Source organism: Actinoplanes sp. TBRC 11911, assembly GCF_012933445.1.
GTDB lineage: Bacteria > Actinomycetota > Actinomycetes > Mycobacteriales > Micromonosporaceae > Actinoplanes.
This window is the reverse complement of sequence record NZ_JABBNC010000009.1, coordinates 64,248-85,111: the sequence shown is the minus strand read 5'-3', so window position 1 is coordinate 85,111 and position 20,864 is coordinate 64,248. Positions and strand designations below refer to the sequence as shown.

Annotated in this window: 17 protein-coding genes; 12 read left to right on the top strand and 5 right to left on the bottom strand. The window is 70.6% G+C overall.

The features are described 5' to 3' along the window. Position 1: 1 nt before the first annotated feature. The gene (locus HH310_RS15360) at positions 2–658 is read left to right on the top strand and encodes a hypothetical protein (protein ID WP_169176218.1); all 657 of its coding nucleotides are present in this window, start codon (positions 2–4) and stop codon (positions 656–658) included. On the opposite strand, the gene HH310_RS15355 is transcribed toward HH310_RS15360, so the two are convergent. Continuing rightward, on the bottom strand, positions 647–2,587 hold the full coding sequence (locus tag HH310_RS15355; protein WP_169176217.1) for an acyltransferase family protein: 1,941 nt from the start codon (positions 2,585–2,587) through the stop codon (positions 647–649). The two genes, HH310_RS15360 and HH310_RS15355, sit on opposite strands and share 12 nt — an antisense overlap. Before the next feature lie 49 nt (positions 2,588–2,636). Between HH310_RS15355 and HH310_RS15350 the strand changes: the two genes are divergently transcribed. The 5 genes from HH310_RS15350 to HH310_RS15335 all read left to right on the top strand — a co-directional run bounded on the left by HH310_RS15350 (position 2,637) and on the right by HH310_RS15335 (position 8,760). Continuing rightward, entirely contained in the window at positions 2,637–4,118 is a 1,482-nt protein-coding gene (locus HH310_RS15350) for a hypothetical protein (RefSeq protein ID WP_169176216.1), read from the top strand. Continuing rightward, complete coding sequence (locus HH310_RS15345) at positions 4,115–5,083, top strand: glycosyltransferase family 2 protein (RefSeq protein ID WP_169176215.1); 969 nt, start codon at positions 4,115–4,117, stop codon at positions 5,081–5,083. The genes HH310_RS15350 and HH310_RS15345 overlap by 4 nt, the downstream gene beginning before the upstream one ends. Next, positions 5,080–6,393 carry a hypothetical protein gene (locus HH310_RS43840; protein ID WP_248294042.1) on the top strand — a complete coding sequence of 438 codons (1,314 nt, stop codon included), beginning with the start codon at positions 5,080–5,082 and terminating at the stop codon, positions 6,391–6,393. Before HH310_RS15345 ends, HH310_RS43840 begins: the two co-directional genes overlap by 4 nt. Beyond that, positions 6,390–6,773 carry a GtrA family protein gene (locus HH310_RS15340; protein ID WP_312034085.1) on the top strand — a complete coding sequence of 128 codons (384 nt, stop codon included), beginning with the start codon at positions 6,390–6,392 and terminating at the stop codon, positions 6,771–6,773. The genes HH310_RS43840 and HH310_RS15340 overlap by 4 nt, the downstream gene beginning before the upstream one ends. 67 nt (positions 6,774–6,840) lie before the next feature. Further along, entirely contained in the window at positions 6,841–8,760 is a 1,920-nt protein-coding gene (locus tag HH310_RS15335; RefSeq protein WP_169176213.1) for a maleylacetate reductase and hydroxyquinol 1,2-dioxygenase domain-containing protein, read from the top strand. A 972-nt stretch (positions 8,761–9,732) separates the two neighbouring features. Here HH310_RS15335 and HH310_RS15330 read toward each other — a convergent pair. Next, complete coding sequence (locus tag HH310_RS15330; protein ID WP_169176212.1) at positions 9,733–10,995, bottom strand: nucleotide sugar dehydrogenase; 1,263 nt, start codon at positions 10,993–10,995, stop codon at positions 9,733–9,735. 32 nt (positions 10,996–11,027) lie between these two features. Further along, on the bottom strand, positions 11,028–12,830 hold the full coding sequence (locus HH310_RS15325) for a stealth family protein (RefSeq protein ID WP_169176211.1): 1,803 nt from the start codon (positions 12,828–12,830) through the stop codon (positions 11,028–11,030). Between the two features lie 285 nt (positions 12,831–13,115). On the opposite strand from HH310_RS15325, the gene HH310_RS15320 reads away from it, so the two are divergent. The 4 genes from HH310_RS15320 (at position 13,116) to HH310_RS15305 (ending at position 16,813) form a co-directional block, all read left to right on the top strand. After that, positions 13,116–13,346: a hypothetical protein gene (locus tag HH310_RS15320; RefSeq protein ID WP_169176210.1), complete on the top strand. Its 231-nt coding sequence runs from the start codon at positions 13,116–13,118 to the stop codon at positions 13,344–13,346. A 62-nt stretch (positions 13,347–13,408) separates the two neighbouring features. Beyond that, positions 13,409–14,968 (top strand): signal recognition particle protein, encoded by a 1,560-nt coding sequence (gene ffh / locus HH310_RS15315; RefSeq protein WP_169176209.1) that lies wholly within the window; start codon positions 13,409–13,411, stop codon positions 14,966–14,968. Between the two features lie 125 nt (positions 14,969–15,093). Beyond that, positions 15,094–15,690: a Uma2 family endonuclease gene (locus HH310_RS15310; RefSeq protein ID WP_169176208.1), complete on the top strand. Its 597-nt coding sequence runs from the start codon at positions 15,094–15,096 to the stop codon at positions 15,688–15,690. Between the two features lie 46 nt (positions 15,691–15,736). Beyond that, positions 15,737–16,813 carry an amidohydrolase family protein gene (locus HH310_RS15305; protein ID WP_169176207.1) on the top strand — a complete coding sequence of 359 codons (1,077 nt, stop codon included), beginning with the start codon at positions 15,737–15,739 and terminating at the stop codon, positions 16,811–16,813. Here the strand turns inward: HH310_RS15305 and HH310_RS15300 are convergent. Together HH310_RS15300 and HH310_RS15295 are read right to left on the bottom strand one after the other, a co-directional pair. Then, entirely contained in the window at positions 16,803–18,233 is a 1,431-nt protein-coding gene (locus HH310_RS15300) for a PQQ-binding-like beta-propeller repeat protein (protein ID WP_169176206.1), read from the bottom strand. The two genes, HH310_RS15305 and HH310_RS15300, sit on opposite strands and share 11 nt — an antisense overlap. Further along, positions 18,223–18,726: a SigE family RNA polymerase sigma factor gene (locus tag HH310_RS15295; protein ID WP_169176205.1), complete on the bottom strand. Its 504-nt coding sequence runs from the start codon at positions 18,724–18,726 to the stop codon at positions 18,223–18,225. The genes HH310_RS15300 and HH310_RS15295 overlap by 11 nt, the downstream gene beginning before the upstream one ends. Before the next feature lie 79 nt (positions 18,727–18,805). Here HH310_RS15295 and proS point away from each other — a divergent pair, with 79 nt between their 5' ends. Next, complete coding sequence (proS, locus tag HH310_RS15290) at positions 18,806–20,215, top strand: proline--tRNA ligase (protein ID WP_169176204.1); 1,410 nt, start codon at positions 18,806–18,808, stop codon at positions 20,213–20,215. Between the two features lie 2 nt (positions 20,216–20,217). Continuing rightward, entirely contained in the window at positions 20,218–20,862 is a 645-nt protein-coding gene (locus HH310_RS15285; protein ID WP_312034084.1) for a DUF402 domain-containing protein, read from the top strand. Positions 20,863–20,864 lie beyond the last annotated feature (2 nt).

Genomic DNA, 20,864 nt, shown 5'->3' with positions numbered 1-20,864 from the left:
CTTGACCGAGACCTCGACGCGCCTGGACTCGTTGCGGCGAGCCCGCTGGGAGCTCGCCGCGATGGCCGGCCGGCTGCGCACGCTGGAGGCGAAGCTGGCCGAGGAACAGCATCACAGCGAGGAGATGCGCAAGGAACGCGACCGTGAGCGGCGGCGCGCGGACCGGCTGCGGGGCAGCGAGTCGTACCGGCTGGGCTTCGGCCTGGTCTCGCTGATCAAGGATCCGGTGCACAGCGTGCCCCGGCTTTCCCGGGCGGTGGCCCGCCGCGTGCGCCGCCGGCCCGGCTCGGTGCCGGTTCAGCCCCGCCGCGCGTCGGTGGCCGCGCGGCGTCTGCCGGTCCACCTGTACGTGGTGATCGGGCTCGACGCCGATGCCGTGCGCGAGTTCGTGCTGACCCTGCGGCAGCGTCTGCTGGTGAGCCCGGACCATCGGCCGGTGGTGATGACCGACAACCCGTCGTTCTCGCTGCTGCGCGATCTGGGCGTGCTGCTCGAATACCTGCCGGACCAGGTCACCTGGCAGCGGCATCGCCCGGACCGGCCGTGGGAGGACGTGCTCGCCGACCGGGTGTCGCGGCTCTACCACGACCACGACACGGTCCGGACCATCATCGTGGACCGGTCGCGGCCGCCGACGCTGGCCGACCTACTGCGATAGGACCGGCAGCCGCGCGTCGAGCAGCGGGGCGAGCGCTCGCGCGTACGTCGTGGTCATGTGGTTGGAATCGCGGTAGACCAGGATGTTGCCGATCACCGCGGGGCACGCGTCGTCGCAGAACCAGTCGATCGGGTTGATCACGGTGGCGCTCGGGGTGCCGGCGTAGGCGAGGAAGACCCGGCGCTGCGCCGGACCGCGCAGCGACGAATGCAGGCTGCGGGTGCACTTGCCGATGTCGCTCTCCTGCGCCAGGCATTCCGGCACGGGCATTCCCATGTACGGCGTGTCGGCGATCGCCGCGACCTGGGCACCCGTGCCGGCGAGTGCGGTGAACGTGCGGTCCCACGCGGCACGCCACTGCTTCGCCTGGTCCGCCTCGGGCCGCGCGAGGTCGTAGTTGAAGCTGGAGCCGACCACCACGAGCGACGGCTTCAGCGTCTGGATGCGCGCGAGCGCCGACCGGTGGAACGCCGTGCATTCGGTGTACTCGCGTTTGAGAATGTCGTGCCGGACCGGGACGTCGGCGGCCGTGCAGGCGCTCTTGGTCAGCGAGACCAACCGCCAATGATGCTCGCCGGCGAGCCGTTCCATCGCCGGGAACCAGTGCGCCGCATGCGAATCGCCGTAGAGGACCACGGTTGTCGTCGCGGCCGGGTCGCCGAAGACGCAGCCCGGCGGCGCGACCGTCACCGGGACGTCGGCGTGACAACCGTTGCCCCACACCGGTGGCCGGTCCGCCCGCGCCCGGGTCAGCTTCGGCGTGAGGTTCGCCGGCAGCCGCTTCTGGTCGTGGGCCGCCGCGATCGCCCGGGTCAGCACCTCGCCGCTGAGCGCGGTTCGCAGGTCCGCGCGGCGCTCGCCCACCGCGACCGGGTGCGGCAGCAGCACGAGCAGGACGGCGAAAGCCGCGGCCACCGCGGAGAATCCCATGCCCAGCACCGGTTTCGCCGAGTATCGAATGGGGTTCTCCACCCAGCGGTACGAGACCGCGGCCAGTCCCAGCGCCACGGCGGCGAGCACGAGCTTCTGTGCCACGGTGCCGGACCAGCCGAGCGCCACCGGGCCGATCGTCAGCAGCGGCCAGTGCCACAGATACCAGCCGTACGAGAAGCGGCCCAGAGCCGGCACCACCGCGCGGCCGGCCGCCGCGATCACCAGCAGCGTGCCCAGCACCGGGATCGCCGCGCGCCAACCGGGATAGGCCGTCGCATCGTCGTAGGCGACTGCGGCGGCGAGGATCGCGGCGTAGCCCAGCCACGCGAAAGCCCGGGGGATTCTTGCCTTCGCGAGCGCGAGCAACGCTCCGGCGCCCAGCTCCCAGGCCCGGGTGTGCGGCCCGAAGTAGGCCCAAGGAGCGGACCGCACGGTCTCCGTGACGCTCAACGTGAACGAGGCCACCACCAGCACCGCCAGCACCACGGCCAGCGGCCGGCGGTGGCGCCACAGATACGCCACCGCCAGGATGAGCAACGGCCAGACCAGATAGAACTGCTCCTCCACGGCCAGCGACCAGAAGTGCTGGAACGGCGAGGGCGCCTGATCGGCGTTCAGATAGTCGGTTCCGGTGTGCGCGAAACGCAGATTCGCCACGTACCCGATCGCGGACAACGCGTCCTTGACGAACTCGCCGAGGCGGGTCACCGGCAGGAACAGCCGGGCGCCGACCAGCGTGCCGACCAGCACGACGGCCGCCGCGGGCAGCAGGCGCAGCGCCCGCCGCGCGTAGAAGCGCCGCACCGAGATGCGCCCGGTCGCCTCGGCCTCGCGCAGCAGCAGCGTGGTGATGAGGAAACCGGAGATGACGAAGAAGACGTCCACCCCGACGTAGCCGCCGGCCAGCCACGGCACTCCCGCGTGGGCCAGGACGACCAGAAGCACGGCGATGCCGCGCAGTCCTTCGATGTCGGCGCGCTTCTCCCCGGTACGCATGTGTTCCCAACGACGCAACCTCGGGATCGGCGCGGTCGTTGGCCCGGGTGTGACCGTCTCGACCGCCCGGGTGCCCACGCAGCCGCGCGCCCTACGTCCGGCCGTACCCGTGGTTCCGGCCGGTCACCCGTGGCGGCGGGTGGTGACGCGGGCGGTCCTGGTACCGATCGTGGTGCTGCTGCCGCTGATCACCCTGACGCCGGGGGCCGATCACCGGTTCAACGTGTACTCGAACGGTGGGCGCTTCGCCGCCGACCCGCTGCGGCTGCCGTGGTCGGTCGTCGAGTCGTTGCCCACCTATCTGGCGCTGGGCAACTTCCGGCCGCTGGGCCGGCTGGTGGAGTGGTCGCTCGACGTGGCGGCGTTCGCGTTCACCGGACTGCTGGGCGTGCCCGCGACCATCGGCCTGCGGGTCGTCTCGTTCGCCGCCGCCGTGCTCATGACGCTGGCCGCCGTGCTGTTCGCGGAGAGCCTGACCGGGCGCGGCCGGCTCTTCGCCGCGCCGCCGTCCACGTTCGTGGCGCTGCTGCCGTTCGCGGTCGGCGCCGGTCTCGTCGCCGCCGGCCGCACCAGCACGACCGTTCTGTTCGGCGGGCTCTACTTCACCTCCGCGGCGCTCGTGCTCGCGGTGGCGGCATGGGCGTGCCGGGCCCGCCGGGCCGGGCCGCTCGTGGTGGTGGCCGGGGCCGCGCTCGCGGCGTTCAACGAGATCGCCTATCTGGCGCTGCCGCTGGCCACCGTCGCGGTGCTGATCCGGTTCTACGTCACGCGGGTGTCCCTGGGATGGCGTTTCGTGACGCTGCTGTGGGCCGGGTTCCTGCCGGTCTTCGTGCCGATCCGGGTGCTCATCTACCGGCAGTGCGCGCACGGCGGCTGCTACACCGGATCCGACATCGCGGTCGGCGGCGCACCGGCCACCTTTCCGCAACGGCTCGTGGCGTGGCTGCCGCCGTTGCAGTGGGAGCGGGCCGGCCTGCACTCGGCCGGCATCATCGTGGTCCTGGCGCTGGCGGTGCTGATCGTGCTCGCGGTCCGCACCCCGCTCGGCGGACCGCGCGGCGACCGCCGCCAGACGCTCGGCCTGGTTCTCGGCGCTGTCACGATTTTGCTGCTCGGTGCCGCGCTCGCCGCGCTCAACGCCGATGTGCAACACATGCCCTGGGGCCAGGGATGGCGGGAGAGCGGGCTGACCGCGGTGGCCGGAGCACTGCTGCTGGTGGCCGCCGGACGACGCTTCCCGCGCCCTGCGCTGGCGGTGCTCGTCGCGCTCGCGGTGTGCTCGGTGGCGGCCAACCGGGACTTCCGGGATGCGTCCGGCGGCGGCCGCTATCCGTACCTGCACGACCGGATCGCCCAGGAGGTGGCCGGCTTCGACCCGACACCGGACGGCGACGCGCGCCGGTGCGCGCTGCGGGCCGCCTTCATCCGCAACGGCGCCGACCCGGCGCAGGTAGCGCGTCTCGACCTGAGTCTCGACCGGGCCACCAGACAACTGGCCGGCCGCCGCTTCTGCAGCGAGGCGCCCCGATGAACCCGCTGAACCCGCTGATCTCGGTGGTCGCGCCGATCTACAACGAGGGCCCGGGCGTGGACCGGTTCGTGCGGCGGCTCGGCGAGGTGCTCGACGGCTTTCGCTACGAACTCGTGCTGGTCGACGACGGCTCGGCGGACGACTCCTGGGACCGGATCGTCGGCCACTCCCGGACCGACGACCGCGTCCGCGGCATCCAGCTCTCCCGCAACTTCGGCAAGGAGCCGGCCGTGCTCGCCGGGCTGGAGCACGCGGCCGGCGACGCGGTCGTGGTCATCGACTCCGACCTGCAGCACCCGCCGTCCGCGATCCCGGCCATGGTGCGGCGCTGGCAGGCCGGCGCGCACGTGGTCGAGGCGGTCAAACGCAACCGCACCGGGCAGGGTGTCATCGGCCGGCTCGGCGGCAAGCTGTTCAACAAGGCGTTCACCGGCCTCACCAAGGTCGACCTGGTCGACGCCACCGACTTCCGGCTGCTCGGCCGGCCGGCGCTGGACGCCCTGCTGCGGATGCCCGAGCACTCCTCGTTCTTCCGCGGCACCAGCAGCTGGATCGGGTTCCGCCGGGAGACCGTCGAGGTGGACATCGACCATCGCGAGGGCGGCGCGTCGCGGTGGACGTTCCGGTCGTTGTTCCGGCTCGCGGTCAACGGGCTGACCTCGTTCACCTCGGCGCCGCTGCACCTGGTCACGCTGGTGGGCCTGGCGTTCGCCGGGTTCGCCGTGGTGCTCGGCACCCAGACGCTGATTCGCTGGCTGCGCGGCGGCTCGGTGGCCGGGTTCCCGACCGTCATCCTGCTGCTGCTCGTGCTCGGCACGTTCATCCTGCTCGGCCTCGGCGTGATCGGTGAGTACCTGGCCCGGATCCACGAGGAGGTGCGGGGCCGGCCGCGCTATCTGGTGCAGGAGAAGGCGGAGTCGGCGCGGACGCCGGTCCCGGCGTCGCGGCGCGCGGACCACTCGTGACACCGCAATGGCGGCGGCTCGCCGTGCGCTGCGCGGTCGTCCCGTCCGCGGTGCTGCTGCCGCTCGCCACCCTCGCTCCGGCCGCGGATCAGCAATATGACGTGTACTGGCACGGGTCGACGGTGCGCAGCATGCCGTGGACGCTGGTCACCGAGAACCTGCGCACCATCCCGATGTATCTGGACGCGGGTTCGTTCGGGCCGCTCGGGAGGATGGCCGAGTGGTCCGCGGACGTCGCCGTGTACGTCCTCGTCGAGATCCTGCGGCTGCCCGCCGAACTCGGCCTGGCGTTGCTGTCGGCGGTGTCCGCGGCCGTGCTCACCGGTGCCGTCGTGGTGTTCGCGGAGGCTCTCACCGCCCGCGACCGGATGTTCGCCGGGCCGCCGGCGGCCGCGTTCACGGTGCTGCCGTTCGCGATGGCGGGCTGCCTGGCCGCGACTGTCCTTTTCGGAGCGTTCACGTTCCTGTCGGTCGCACTGGTGCTCGGCGTGGCGGCGTGGATGTGCCGCGGTCCGCGCCGGGTGGTCCCGGTGGTCGCGGCCGGGCTGGCCCTGGCCGCGTTCAACGAGATCGCCGCGTTCGCGGTGCCGCTGGCGACGGTGGCCGTGCTGGTGCGTGGCCGGCGCGCGTTGCTGCGCCCGGTGGCGCTGCTCTGGGCCGGCTTTCTCCCGCTGTTCGTGCCGATGTGGCTGCTGTCGCACCATCGCGTCGAAAGCGTCCCGGCCGCCGCCGCGCCGGTTCTTGCGCGGCCCGGCCTGGTGGTGATCGCACTCGCGGTGCTCGTCTTCGGTGCCCTCGCCGTCCCGGCGCTCAAGGAGGTCGGTGCGCTCGCCCGTCTCGACCGGCGCCAGGCGGTGGCGTTGAGCGCCGCCGGAGCGGCGCTGAGCGTCCTCGGGGTGTGGGGCGGTGCCGCCATGGCCGCGGCGGGCGGTGTGCTGCTCCTGGGCGGCCTGGCGGCCCTTCGCGGCCCGGTCCTGCAGCGGTGCGCGATCGCGGCGCTGGCGGCGGTCGCGGCCGGGGCCGCGGTGCTGAACCAGGCCTACAGCGGGGCGGTGAACCACGCGCCGCCGGCCCTGGTCGCCAACGCCATCGCCGGGGAGGTCGCGCAGTTCGACGCATCGGACGCCGGGGACGCGCGGCGATGCGCGCTGCGCGACCGGTTCGCGGCGCTGACCGCCGGGGTGGCGTACGGCCGGGTCGCGGCGGCCGAACTGCCCGGCACCTCGTCGCCGGCCGAGCGCCTCGACCTGGTGCTCGACATGGCCACCGTGCAGATGTACGGGCAGCCGTTCTGCGGGCGGAACCTGTGAACCTCGCCCGTCTGATCCGGTACGCGATCAGCGGCGGCGCCAGCGCGCTGACCCACTTCGGGCTGGGCTTCGTGCTGGCCGAGGGGCTCGGCGTGCGGCCGGTGGTGGCGTCCACGACCGGCTTCGTCGCCAGCATCTTCGTCTCGTACCTGCTGCAGCACTCCTGGGTGTTCCGGTCGGCCGCTCGGCACAGCGTGGCCGGTGGCCGGTTTCTCACCGTGACCGGCATCGCGTTCGCGATGAACACGGTCATTCTGTGGACCGGAACCGAGGCGCTGCACGCCCCATTTGTCGCGGTGCAAAGTGTGGCGCTCGTCGCAATACCGATCGTGAACTATGTGATGAACTCGCGGTGGACGTTCCGCGTCCCTCGACCCTGACGACATCCGGCGCGAGGCGTACGAGGATGGGCTGGTTGAGCTCGTTGATGAGTACGGAGACTGAACCATGGACTCATTTGAGTACACCGCCCAGCCGGCGCGGGTGATCTTCGGTGCGGGGGTGCTGGCGAACCTCCGCGACGAGGTCGAGCGGCTCGGCGGCACCCGGGTCCTGATCCTCGCCGGGAAGCACTCGGCAGCGATCGCCGACCGGGCCGCGGAGCTGCTCGGCACGCTGGCCGTGGCCCGCTTCCTCGAGGTCACCATGCACACCCCGGTGGAGGTCACCGACCGGGCCGCCGAGGTGGTCCGCGCCAACAGCGTCGACTTCCTGGTCTCCATCGGCGGCGGGTCGGCTACCAACCTCGGCAAGGCCCTCGTGTCCCGCACCGGGCTGCGGCAGATCGCGGTGCCCACCACGTACGCGGGGTCCGAGGTCACGCCGATGCTCGGCGAGACGGCCGACGGCGTGAAGACCACCCGCCGCGACCCGGCGCTCGTCCCGCGGACGGTCATCTACGACGTGGAGCTCACCACCGCGCTGCCGGCCGGCCTGTCCGCCGCGAGCGGTATCAACGCGATGGCGCACGCGGTCGAGGCGCTGTATTCGCCGCAGGCCAACCCGATCGTGGACGGCTACGCGGTGGAGGCGATCACCCGGCTGGGCCGGGCCCTGCCGCGCATCGCCGAGCGGCCGGACGACCTGGACGCCCGCTCGGACGCGCTGGTCGGTGCGTGGCTCGGCGGGATGTGCCTGGCGAGTGTCCAGATGGGACTGCACCACAAGCTGGGCCACGTGCTCGGGGGTTCGTACGGGCTGCCGCACGCGGAGACGCACGCGGTGCTGCTGCCGCACGTGATGGCGTACAACGCGCCCGGCGCGCCGGAGGCCATGGCGCGCATCGCGACGGCGCTCGGCGTGACCGACGCGCCGACCGGCGTGTACGACCTCGTGACCCGGCTCGGCGCGCCCACCTCGCTCGCCCGGATCGGTTTCGACGAGGCGTACGTGCCGCAGGTGGCGGCCCAGGCGAGCACCAAGCCGTACCCGAACCCCCGCGAGCTCACCACCGACGGCGTGGTGGCCCTGCTCGAGGAGGCGTGGCGCGGCGAACGGCCCAAGCCGTACGTCGATCGGCCGGACATCTCCTGGCTCGCCGACGAGGTGGTGGCGACCTTCGCGAAGTCACCGAACCCTCGGGTCGGCGCGCTGCTCAGCGATCTGGTCCGGCGGCTGCACGGGTTCGTCGCGGACAACGACCTCACCGAGGCGGAGTGGCTGTTCGCCATCGACTTCCTCACCCGCACCGGCCAGATGAGCGACGACAAGCGGCAGGAGTTCGTGCTGCTCTCCGACACCCTCGGGGTGTCCAGCGCGGTCGACCTGCTGACCAACTCGCGCTCACCGGAGACCACGCCGTCCGCGGTGCTCGGCCCGTTCTACGTGCCCGGCCCGCCGCCGATGTCGTCCGGCTCGGACATCGCGAAAGGTATGCACGGCACGCCGTTGTGGGCGGACATCCGGATCACCGACCTGGACGAGCGGCCGGTGCCCGGCGCGGTGGTCGACGTCTGGCAGTCCAATGAGGATGGTTTCTACGACGTGCAGCTGCCCGATCTCGAAGGGCCGGTGCTGCGCGCCCGCATGCACACCGACGACGACGGCCGGTTGTTCTTCTGGTCGATCCTGCCCAAGCACTACCCGATCCCGTCGGACGGCCCGGTCGGCCAGATGCTCACCGCGACCGGCCGGCACGCTTATCGAGCCCCGCACCTGCACTTCATGATTCAGGCGCCCGGTTTCCGGCGGCTGGTCACCCAGCTGTTCGTCAAGGGCGGCCCGTACCTCGACTCGGACGCCGTGTTCGGGGTCAAGGAGGAGCTGATCGTCGACTTCCCGGAGCAGACCGGGCCGGCCCCGGACGGGCGCGACGTCGGCGGCTCGTGGCGTCGCGTCGACTTCACCTTCCGCATCGCTCCTCAGTAGGCACCGCAGTAGGCACCGCGCCGCCGGGTGCCGTTCGAGTCGCAGGTTTGCGCGTGCCGCTGGGGATCCGCGAACGAATGTTCGTTTTACCGGCGGCCACGGCGGCGAAGGTCCCGAGTGGCCGGTTGACGCCTGAGGTCAGAGAACGAGCGTTCGTTTTGCCATCCGCCGTGCGGCAGCACGCATCGCCCGAGTGTCGGATCTTCGCCGCCTTCCCCGGCGGCGCTACCGAGCAGCTTTCGCCGCTTTTGACTAATTTAGCCGCCGCCCGTTCAGATGCTCGCAGCCGGAATTCGAGGCCTTGGAGAGTTATGGCTCGAATATGGGCGTAACTCTCCAAGGTCTGCAAATCGCGCCGCGAACGCCACTTACAAAGAGTGCTAAACGCTGATAAAACGACCGTCCTATTCGGATGATCGTCCATCATGTAAGCGACCGCGTCCACATCGTGGAACTGTTCAGCTGTTTCTCGCGCCGCTCACCCTGCGATGAGTTGGCCTTGCGTGGCGGACCTGCGTGGGCCGTCGCTGTGGGGAGCCGGGACGTTCCGGCCGTCGCGGCTTCCCACGGGTGGGTGGTGTGGCTTGTGGTGTGGGGAGCCGCGGCGTGCCTGGCGTTGCGGCTTCCCACGGGTGGGTGGTGTGGCTTGTGGTGTGGGGAGCCGCGGCGTGCCTGGCGTTGCGGCTTCCCACGGGTGGGTGGTGTGGCTTGTGGTGTGGGGAGCTACGGCGTCCGCGGCGTTGCGGCTTCCCACGGGTGGGTGGTGTGGCTTGTGGTGTGGGGAGCCACAGCGTCCCCGGCGTCGCGGCTCCCCACACGTCGATGGGGTGTGCGCGGTGTGGGGAGTTGCGGCCTTGCGGCCGTCGCGGCGGCCCACACCCGGGTGAGGCGGCCACTGCGGGGAGCTGGGGGCCTGGCGGCGTCGCCGCGCCCCGGCGGCACGCTGCTGACGTTCCTGTTGCGCCGCGGCGCTCAGAGCCGGTGAGCTTCCTTCGCCGTCGTCACGCCGCGGGTGTCGAAGAACCGTTTCGACACCCCGGCCAGGTGGTCGGCGTCGTACTCGCGGTGGTTCTGCACGAGGATCACCAGGTCGGCGGCGGCCGCCGCGCCCTCGAGGTCGTCGGTCCGGGCCACCTCGATGTCGCCGACGGTCCAGGACGCCACGTGCGGGTCGTGGTACATCACTGTCGCGCCCAGCGCGCTGAGCCGCCCGGCGAGCGGGGTGGCCGGGGATTCCCGCTGATCGGCGATGTTCGGCTTGTAGGTGACACCGAGCAGCAGGATCGTGGCGCCGTGCACGGCCTGCCCGTCGGCGTTCAACAGGTTCTGCGCTCGACGGGCCACATAGTCCGGCATCGTCGCGTTGATCTCCTGGGCCAGCTCCACGAAACGGAACGGATAACCCAGCTTGCTGCGTACGTTGTGGCTCAGGTAATTCGGGTCGATGGGGATGCAATGGCCCCCGACGCCGGGGCCCGGGAAGAACGCCTGAAAGCCGAACGGCTTGGTGGACGCGGCGTGGATGACGTCCCACAGGTCGATGCCGAGCTCGTGGCAGAACCGGGCCATCTCGTTGACCAGCGCGATGTTCACATGCCGGTACGTGTTCTCGAGCAGTTTCGCGGTCTCCGCCTCCCGGGTGCCCTTGGTGCGGACCACGGTGTCGACGAACCGGCCGTAGAAGGCGGCCACCCGGTCGGCGCACGCCCGGGTGTAGCCGCCGACCACCTTGGGGGTGTTGCGCGGCCCGAACCGCTCGTTGCCCGGGTCGATCCGCTCGGGCGAGAAGGCCAGGTGGAAGTCGATGCCGGCGGTCAGGCCGGAGAGCTTTTCGAGCAGTGGGCGGACCACCTCGTCGGTGGTGCCCGGGTAGGTGGTCGACTCGAGGACGACCAGGGTGCCGGGGCGCAGGTTGCGGCCGATCGCCTCGGTGGCGCCGACGACGGCACGAAGGTCCGGGCCGTCGCCCTCGGCGAGCGGCGTCGGGACGCAGATGACAGCGGTGCCGGCGTCGGCGATCAGGGTCTCGTCGGTGGTGGCCCGGAAGCCGCCGCCGATCATCTCGCGCACGTCGGCGTCGGTGAGGTCGTCGACGTGCGAGCGGCCGGCGTTGAGCGCGGTGACGACTCCGGGCTTGACGTCGAAGCCGAGGACCCGCAGGCCGGCGCGGGTGGCCTGCTGCGCGAGCGGAAGTCCCACGTAGCCGAGCCCGAGAACAACAACATCATAAGTCATGAAAAATCACCTCGTATTGGGGCGAGGCCCTCTCAGGCGACCTCGGAGGACTCGGCCGGGGACGGGAGGGCGATGTCCGGGTGGATCGGGCCGTCGCCGGTGGCCCGGGATTGCTGGCGCGCCACCACCGGCGTACGGGATGGGCTGATGGGTGTGGTCGCGGCGCGCGGGACCGCCAGCTCGAAGGGCGACGCGAACGGCAGATAGGCCGGCAGGAACCGGGCCAGCAGCTCGGCCTGCTCGTCGGCCTCGGCGGGATCGGAATCCGTGTCGTTGAGGCAGAACGCGTCCGGCCGCCGGTCGTGCAGCAGCTGGGCCAGCCGGAACGGGGTCCGCACGTCGGACAGGTCGGTGTACATGTAGTCGATCGGGTTGGGTGCCGCCCGGCCGGTCAGGTACGCGTAGTACTGCTGCAGCGAGGACAGCATCGAGATGTCCTCCGGATGCCGGAACTGATGCTCCGCGGTGGCCTCGACGTGCTCCGCGAAACGCAACTCCATCTCGGCCAGCACGCTGCGCCGCGACGGGTGCGGCGTGTGCTTCATCTTGCGGGTCAGCACCCGCCCGAACGCCTCCTGGATGAGCCGCCGGTTGTTCTTGCCGGCCGAGTTCACCGGCGGTTCGTCGGTGCGGCGCGGCGCCGAGTCGATCAGCGCCGTGGACGGGAAGAACCGGGTCAGGCCGCCGGGCGTGAAGAACAGCTCGGGCGGCACCGGCTTGCCCAGGAAGACGTCGTCGTTCAGGTACAGGAAGTGCTCGGCGAGACCGGGAATCCGGTGCAGCCGCGACTCGATGGCCTGCGAGTTGAACGTGGGCAGCCGCCCGGTGTCGCCGAAGACCTCGTGGTGGCTGACCACGGTCAGCCCCGGCGCGGACGTGTCCAGCCAGGCGGGTACCTGATCGGCGGTGACCAGGAAGATGTGCCGCACCCAGGGCGCGAAGGCGTGCAGCGCGCGTAGCGAATACCGCAGTTCGTCGCGCGAGGTGTACCGGGAGTTGTTCGCGGCCATCACGTTGGCCTCGCCGACCCAGCCGTTCTCGCGCAGCGCCCGCGCCTTGCGCTCGCGCCACGCCGGGTCGCCGCCGTCCACCCAGGTGTAGACCACGTCGATCGGGAACGCCACCCGGTCCGGGCTGACCATGGTGAACACGGCCGGCGTGCGGTACGGGGTGGTGTCGGCCGGGTCGCAGAAGCCGCCGAAGACCGGTTCCGGCGCCTCCACCAGCGGCTCGTCCAGCGCGACCACGTCGGCCACCGGGTTGCTGCGGGGCCCGGTCAGCGACCCGTCCACGGTCCGCCAGAACTCGATCTCGCAGCCGAACTCGGGGCCGAGCACCAGATTGCCGTTCGAGTCGGTGACCGGCCAGCTGATCCGCAGCACGCCCGCGGTGCGCTTCGTGACCCGCGTGCTGCGCCGGCCCAGCCGGACGACCTCCAGCCGCGCCGCGTCAAGTGCCTTGAGCAGGGCGAGGACCCGGCCGCGGTCCTCTTCCCGGACGGCGACCGCGGTGCTGGTCAGCGCTTCCACCGGCACCCGGAACCAAGAGACACCCGCGTTGTCGAGAGCTTGGATGACTCGGTTCAGGTTCCCTTGGCGTACGGCCGCCGGAGTGGCCGCAACCACACGACGGGCCGTCAGCCGGCCGTGCGGCGTACGCACCCGGAGCTTTTCCGCCTTCCCGGACCGCGACCGCACGTCCAGCGGAGCCACCCGGCACGCGGTGCGGAGCTGCCGCCGTTGCGGCAAACGGGTCAGCACCCGGGGCACCACCCAGAACATCACACGACGCCGGACCGGCCAGGGGGTCAGTAGCAGGATCCTCCGCAGGGGCACGTCGTCGTCCTTCCGCCGGGGTCCGTGGACACCGACCGTGACGTACGTGTCAGCCGCCGCGGTCTGTGACCATCAACGGCGGCCCCCGACTCGAAGTTGCGGTTGGATGTCCCGGCCTTGTCCCTTTTGTCACAGGTGATATCGCCGGTATACGCGATTTGCGCCTGTCAACGCATGTGTTTCGCCAACCGCGACCCCTACGGGTGGGCTCAGGGTTACGGCGGATGGGCAGATTTGCGTTTGCGAGGGATCGTGGAGGGACGGAATCGAACCGGGGAGGACCCGATGGGTAAGGCACTCGCGTTTCTGGTCGCGCTGATCGCCGGCGTGATCGTGGTGGGGTGGGTGGTCAGCGCCGTGCTCGGGCCCGCGCTGTTCTACCTGATCGTCGGCGCGCTCGTGGTGGGCGGCGGCGTCTACCTGTACTCGAAGGCGAAGAAGTCGCTGGCGCCGGGCACCCGGACGCAGCGGCGGATCGAGGCGGCGGCCAAGACCTACCGCCAGCGCAACCAGTAGCGCTTCCCGCGGGCGGCTAGGCTTGCGGTCATCCCACCACTTACAACCCTGGGAAGCCGACCGTGTTTGACAGTCTCAGTGACCGCCTGTCCGGGATCTTCACCAAGCTTCGCGGCAAGGGCAAGCTGACCGATGCCGACATCGACGCCACCGCCCGTGAGATCCGGCTCGCGCTGCTCGAGGCGGACGTCGCGCTGCCCGTGGTCAAGTCCTTCATCTTCAACCTGAAGGACAGGGCGCGCGGCGAAGAGGTCTCGCAGGCCCTCAACCCGGCCCAGCAGATCATCAAGATCGTCAACGAGGAGCTCGTCAAGGTCCTCGGCGGCGAGGGCCGGCGGCTGCAGTTCGCCAAGCAGCCGCCCACCGTGATCATGCTGGCCGGCCTGCAGGGTTCCGGTAAGACGACCCTGGCCGGCAAGCTCAGCCGCTGGCTCAAGGGGCAGGGCCACCAGCCGCTGCTGGTCGCGGCCGACCTGCAGCGCCCCAACGCGGTCAACCAGCTCCAGGTGCTCGGCGAGCGGGCCGGCGTCGAGGTCTACGCTCCGCAGCCCGGCAACGGCGTCGGCGACCCGGTCCAGGTCTCCAAGGAGTCGATCGAGTACGCGCGGCGCGCCGCCAAGGACATCGTCATCGTCGACACCGCCGGCCGTCTGGGCATCGACGCCGAGATGATGCAGCAGGCGCGCGACATCCGCGCCGCGGTCGACCCCGACGAGGTGCTGTTCGTCATCGACGCCATGGTCGGCCAGGACGCGGTGCAGACCGCCGAGGCCTTCCGCGACGGCGTCGGCATCACCGGCGTGGTGCTCTCCAAGCTCGACGGCGACGCCCGCGGTGGTGCGGCGCTGTCCGTCCGGCAGGTGACCGGCGAGCCCATCCTGTTCGCGTCGACCGGTGAGAAGCTCGAGGACTTCGACCTCTTCCACCCCGACCGGATGGCCAGCCGGATCCTCGGCATGGGCGACATGCTGACCCTCATCGAGCAGGCCGAGCAGGCGTTCGACGAGCAGCAGAAAGAGAAGATGACCTCCAAGCTGCTCGGGGGCGAGCAGTTCACCCTGGAGGACTTCCTCGACCAGCTGATCGCGGTCCGCAAGATGGGCCCGATCGCGAACATCCTCGGCATGATGCCCGGCATGGGCCAGATGAAGCAGCAGCTGGACGAGCTCGACGACAGCCACTTCGACAAGGTCACTGCGATCATCCGCTCGATGACCCCGGGCGAGCGCATCAACCCGAAGATCCTCAACGGCTCCCGCCGCGCCCGCATCGCGAACGGCTCCGGCGTCACGGTCATGGACGTGAACCAGCTGCTCAACCGCTTCGCCGACGCGCAGAAGATGATGAAGCAGATGGGCGGCATGATGGGCCTGCCCGGCAGCCGCCGCAAGGCCACGAAGAGCCCGAAGAACAAGCGCAAGGGCACCAAGGGCGGCTCGTCCCGGCCGCGCTCGGGCGGCGCCGGGATGCCCGGCGGCTTCCCGGGCGGGATGCCGCAGCTGCCCCCGGGCTTCGACCCGAAGGCGCTGGGCGGCGCTAGCGGTCCGGGCGGGTTCAACCTGCCCAATCTGGACTTCAACAAGCTGATGAAGGATCAGAAGAAGAAGGACGACGACAAGTAGGCATTGAGCGCCTTTGCGGGAGACAAGTAGCATGAACGGCATCTCCCGCCGATGAAGCAGGTGGACGACATGGCGCAACTAGGCATGGGTAGGGTAGTCTAGTGACACCCCCCGAGGAGGAACCCATGACTGCGGCCCTCAGCCTTCCTGATCTTCAGGACAAGCACGACTGGACCGTCGACGACCTGGCGAGCCTTCCGAAGGATCTTCGTTATGAGTTGATCGACGGAAGGCTCATCTTGCCGTCCCCTACGCTTCTCCATCAGGACCTTTGTATTCAAATGGTCAACATGCTTTCCCCAAGTTGTCCCCCGGGTTATCGAGCGGCCATTGATCTGTCGCTTGAGGTCGACTGGCGAAATGAGCCCCGCCCGGACGTTGTTGTGCTCCGTCAAGCATTGGGAAGGCGAACCCCCGCGCCGATCGAAGGCGCGCTTCTCGTGGCCGAGGTCATATCGCCGACTTCGCGTTTCCGCGACATGCAGGCCAAGGTGAGGGTCTTCGCTGCGGCGGGCGTCAAAGCGTACTGGGTAATAGATCCCTTCGATCATGAGGTGACGATCACCGAATTTCGGCGAGCCGAGAGTGGTGCGTTTGAGGCGTTTACCAGCACCAGCAAGGTCTTCGAGACCGAGGTGCCTTTCCCGGTTTCCATCGATGTCCCGGCGTTGACCCGGCTGCGTGAGGTGTACGACAAGGCGGAGGAGGAGCAGGCGGAGTAAGCACCCGCTGTCTTTGGTGGGCGCTCGATCGGGTAGGACTGATCGCATGGCGTTTCATGTGCGTGGGACGGTCCTGCCTGAGGGTGAAGTGCGGGATCTCTGGCTGGTGGGGGACCGGGTCACGTTCGAACCGGTGGGCGGGGCCGAGACGATCAGTGACGGCGGGTTCATCGTGCCGGGGTTGGTGGACGCGCACTGTCACCTCGGGATCGCCTACGGCGCGAAGCCCATTGAAAACCTTGACCAAGCCCGCGACCTCGCCGCCATCGACCGGGACGCCGGGGTGCTGGCGCTGCGCGACGCCGGGTCGCCATACCCCTACCCGGAGCTCGAGGACGAACCCGGCATTCCCCGCCTCGCCCGCGCCGGCCGCCATGTCGCCTCGCCGCGCCGCTACCTGCGTGACATCGGCATCGAGGTGGACCCGGCGGACGTCGCCGCGACCGTGACCGCGCAGGCCAAGGCCGGCAACGGCTGGGTCAAGCTGGTCGGCGACTGGATCGACCGCGAAGTCGGCGACCTCGCCCCCTCGTGGGACGCCAAGACCATGACCGCGGCCGTCGAAGCGGCCCACGCGGCCGGCGCCCGGGCCGCGGTGCACACGTTCTCCGAGGAGGGCGTGGACGTCATGGTGCGGGCCGGCGTCGACTCGATCGAGCACGGCACCGGGCTCTCCACCGACCTGATCGACGAGATGGCCCGGCGCGGGACGGCCCTGGTGCCCACGATGATCAACATCCGGACGTTCGGGGAGATCGCGCAGACGGCCCGCGCCAAGTTCCCCGGGTACGCGGACCACATGATCGCCCTGCGCGACCGGTTCCCCGCCGTGGTCCGCGCCGCACACGAGGCCGGCGTGCCGATCTACGTGGGCACCGACGCCGGCGGCGGCATCCGGCACGGCCTGGTCGCCGAGGAGATGCTCATCCTCGAGGAGGCCGGCCTGAGCGCCACCGACGTCCTGGCCGCCGCCTCCTGGAAGGCCCGGGAATGGCTAGGATTCCCGGGCCTCGTCGAGGGTGGCCTGACCGACCTGGTCGTCTACCCGGACGATCCGCGACGCACCCTTGCGGTGACCCGGCACCCCCACCGGATCGTGTTGCGCGGCCGGATCATCCGCTGAGGCTGAAGATCCGGACGTCGGTGTCGCTCGGGCAGACCAGGCGATCGGCGTTGTTGCGGCACGGGTTCTGCTGCGCCGGCAGGGTGCCCAGCACGGTCTGCCGGCCGTCCGGCAGGTGCACCCGCGTCGCGACACCCGCCCCCGTGCCGGGCGTCGCGAGCAGGGCGTCATCGCTCAGCCATTCCAGCCCGCCGCTTTGCAGGCTGAGCACCTTCTTGCCGTTCTGGTCGAGAACCAGGAGCTGACTGCCGCCCACCACCGTGGTGCCGTGCCGGAAGTAACCGTCGGCGCCGCCGATCCCGACGTCGGCACGCCAGAGCGTGCGCCGCTGGGCGAAATCGAGGGCCACCACCGACGAGCTCGCGCTGCCGTCGGTGTCCAGCAGGCACAGTCGGCCGGATCCGCACTGCCACATCGACTGGACCTCGCGCCCGGCCGGCAGCACCAGCAGGCCGGACGACGGGTCGCCGCCGTCGCCGGTCAGCTTGGTGCCCTCGACGCGGAAGGGGGTGGTGGCATCGCCGGTCCGGCCGGCGTCGAACAACTGCCCGTCGTACGCGACGAAGACGCTCGCCGGCCCGGGCGCCGGGATCTTCGCGGTCAGCAGCGGAGCACCCGTCGTGATGTTCCGTACCTGGACCTGACCGCTCTTGAGCACCCGGATGAGGCGGTCGTCGGTGAAGCTGGCCTGCATCGAGTTGTCCGCGGTGCCCATGCCGAGCGTGCTCACCGTCCGGTCGGAGCCGCCCGGCAGCGTCCAGCGCACCGCCCCGGTGACCCAGTCGTACGCCGTGGTCGCACCGGTCTTCGCCGACGTCTGGACCAGCACCCGGTCGTGGAACACCTCGTCGTCGGAGGCCCCCGAGGCGTACTTCCAGCGCAGCTTGCCGGTCGCCGGGTCGTACACATAGGTGGTGGTGTCCGGGTTGTAGTCGTTGAGGGGTATGGCGTCCCGGTCCGGCACCACGCTGACGAGAAGTGCCTGCGGCAGGGCGTACACGCGGGCCAGATCGTCGAACCGGCCGACCGTACGCGTCGCCCAGGCCGGTTTGCCGGTGTGCAGGTCGGCGGCGGTCACCCGGATCGTGCCGTCGCCGGTCTGCCAGCCGGTGAACGCCCGCGGTCCGGCGATCGTGGAAAGGGCTTGGCGGGCTTCCGCACCGAACCGGAACGGCGAGCCGACCTCGGGCAGCGGCCGCGTCGAGGCCGGGCCCGCCGTCTGGCCGGGACCGTGGCGCGGGCGGTACAGGGTCGCGCCCACGCCGACCGCGACCAGGCACACCGCCAGGGCCGCGGAGATCATCGCCTGCCGGCGGGTGCGCCGCCGGCCGTGGTCGCGGGCCTGCTCGGCGGTCGCCAGCGGAATGGCGTCGGCCTGCTGGCCGAGCCGTTCAAACAATTGATCGAGATTAGTGGGCATCGTGGGTTCCCTCCGGCATCAGCGCGGGTTCGAGCGGGCCGAGGGCGGCGGCCAGGCCGGCACGACCACGGGACAGCCACGATTTGACCGTTCCGGTGGACGCCCCGGTCTCGGCCGCGATGTCCGTGACCGAGCGATCGAGCAGGTAATAAAGGGCGAGCGCCCGGCGATGCGACGGCGGCAGTGTGCGCATCGCGCGGACGAGCAGAACGACATCCTCGGAGGGCGGTGGTGCGGGCGGTGCCGGGGCTTGCGCCGCGGCCCGCTGCCTGCGTACGCCGATACGCCGCCACCGGTCCGCGGACAGCCGGTTCACCACGAGCCGTAACCACGCCTCGGGGTCGTCGTACCCGGCGAGGCGTCTCCGGCGTTGCCAGGCACGCGCGTACGCCTCCTGCACCAGATCCTGTGCCTCGGCCGGGTCGCCGGTCAGGCCGTACGCGTAACGCAGCAGCCGCCGGGAGGTGTCCCGATAGAACCCGTCGAAATCCATCCGTCACCGCCCTCTCGTGGAAGGGACACGGCATGCCCACCCGGCCGGTTGCATGGGGACGCGATTAGGATGCTGCCTCATGGCTCGCAGCGTGCTCACTCCCCGTGCGGAAGACTTTCCCCGCTGGTATCAGGACCTGATCGCCAAGGCTCAGCTGGCGGACAACGGTCCGGTGCGCGGCACCATGGTGATCCGCCCCACCGGGTACGCGATCTGGGAGCGCATGCAGGCCGACATGGACCTGCGGATCAAGGAAGCCGGCGTGCAGAACGCGTACTTCCCGCTGTTCATCCCGGAGAGCTATCTGCGTCGCGAGGCGAACCACGTGGAGGGCTTCTCGCCGGAGCTGGCGGTGGTCACCCACGCCGGCGGCAAGGAACTGGCCGAGCCGCTGGTCGTGCGTCCCACCAGCGAAACCGTGATCGGCGAGTTCATGGCGAAGTGGGTCGACTCGTACCGGGATCTGCCGTTGCTTCTCAACCAGTGGGCCAACGTGGTGCGCTGGGAACTGCGGCCGCGGATCTTCCTGCGCACCACCGAGTTCCTCTGGCAGGAGGGGCACACCGCGCACGCCACCGAGGCCGACGCCCGCGCGCACGCCCGCGAGATCCACAAGGACGTGTACCAGGGCTTCATCGAGGAGATGCTGGCGGTCCCGGTGATCCCCGGGCGCAAGACCAAGGGTGAGCGGTTCGCCGGTGCCACCAACACGATGACCGTCGAGGCCATGATGGGCGACACCAAGGCCCTGCAGATGGGCACGTCGCACGAGCTCGGGCAGAACTTCGCGAAGGCCTTCGACATCACCTACACGTCGCAGGCCGGCACCGTCGAGCACGCCTGGACCACCTCGTGGGGCACGTCCACCCGGATGCTCGGCGGCCTGATCATGGTGCACGGCGACGACAACGGGCTGCGGCTGCCGCCGAAGCTGGCGCCGATCCAGGTGCAGATCATGGTGGTCAAGGCGGGCGAGGGCGTGCTCGAGGCGGCCGGCACCCTGCGGGACGAGCTCAAGGCCGCGGGCGTGCGGGTCAAGCTGGACGACCGGGTGGACATCCCGTTCGGCCGCCGGGCCGTCGACGCCGAGCTGCAGGGCATCCCGATCCGGATCGAGGTCGGCCCCCGTGACCTCGCCGCGGGCAACGTCACGGTCGCGCGCCGGGTGAGCGGGACGAAGTCGCCGATCGCGCTGGCCGACGTCGTGGGCGCGGTCACCACCGCGCTCAAGGCCGACCAGCAGAGCCTGTACGACGAGGCGCTGCTGTTCCGCGAGGAGCACACCACCGACGTCCGCACGCTGGGCGACGCGATCGAGGCGGCGCAGACCGGCTGGGTCCGGGTGCCGTGGTCCGCGGTGGGCGAGTCCGGCGAGGCCGAGGCCAACGGCAAAGCGGTCACCGTGCGCTGCCTCACCAGGGAGGACGGCACGATGCCCGACTCCGACGACGAGCCGAACCTGATCGCGCACCTGGCTCGTTCCTACTGATCGTGAGCTTCGCACCAGGCCGGATGGTCCTTTACCGCAACTTCTCCGGCGGACGGCTCAGCGCTGTCCGGCCCTGCCGGGTGATCTCCGACGACGATCGCGGGCTGCTGCTGTGGCTGGCCCGCGGCAGCGCCGTGCTGGTGCTGCAGGCGGTGGACGGCCGGGGTATCCGGGACATGCCGTTCGCCGAGTGGGTCAAGGTGGACCGCCAGGTCGTGCACGCCACGTGGGAGGGGCCGGGCCTGCTCAAGTTCATCCCGCCGGACACCGACCACTCGATCTGGTTCTTCCGCGACGCGCAGGACCACTTCACCAACTGGTACGTGAACCTCGAGGAGCGCGCCGCCCGCTGGGACGACGGCGGCGCGGCCGGGGTCGACGTCACCGACCAGGACCTGGACATCATCGTCCACCAGGACCTGACCTGGGAGTGGAAGGACGAGGACGAGTTCGCCGAGCGCCTGGCCTTCCCGGAGAGCTACTGGGTCGGCGACCCGGCCGCCGTCTGGGCCGAGGGCCGCCGCGTGATCAAGAGCATCGAGACCGGCGACTTTCCGTTCGACGGCACCTGGACCGACTTCCACCCCGACCCTGACTGGCCGGTCCCGAGCGACATCGCCGACGGCTGGACCCGCCCACAGGCCTAGCT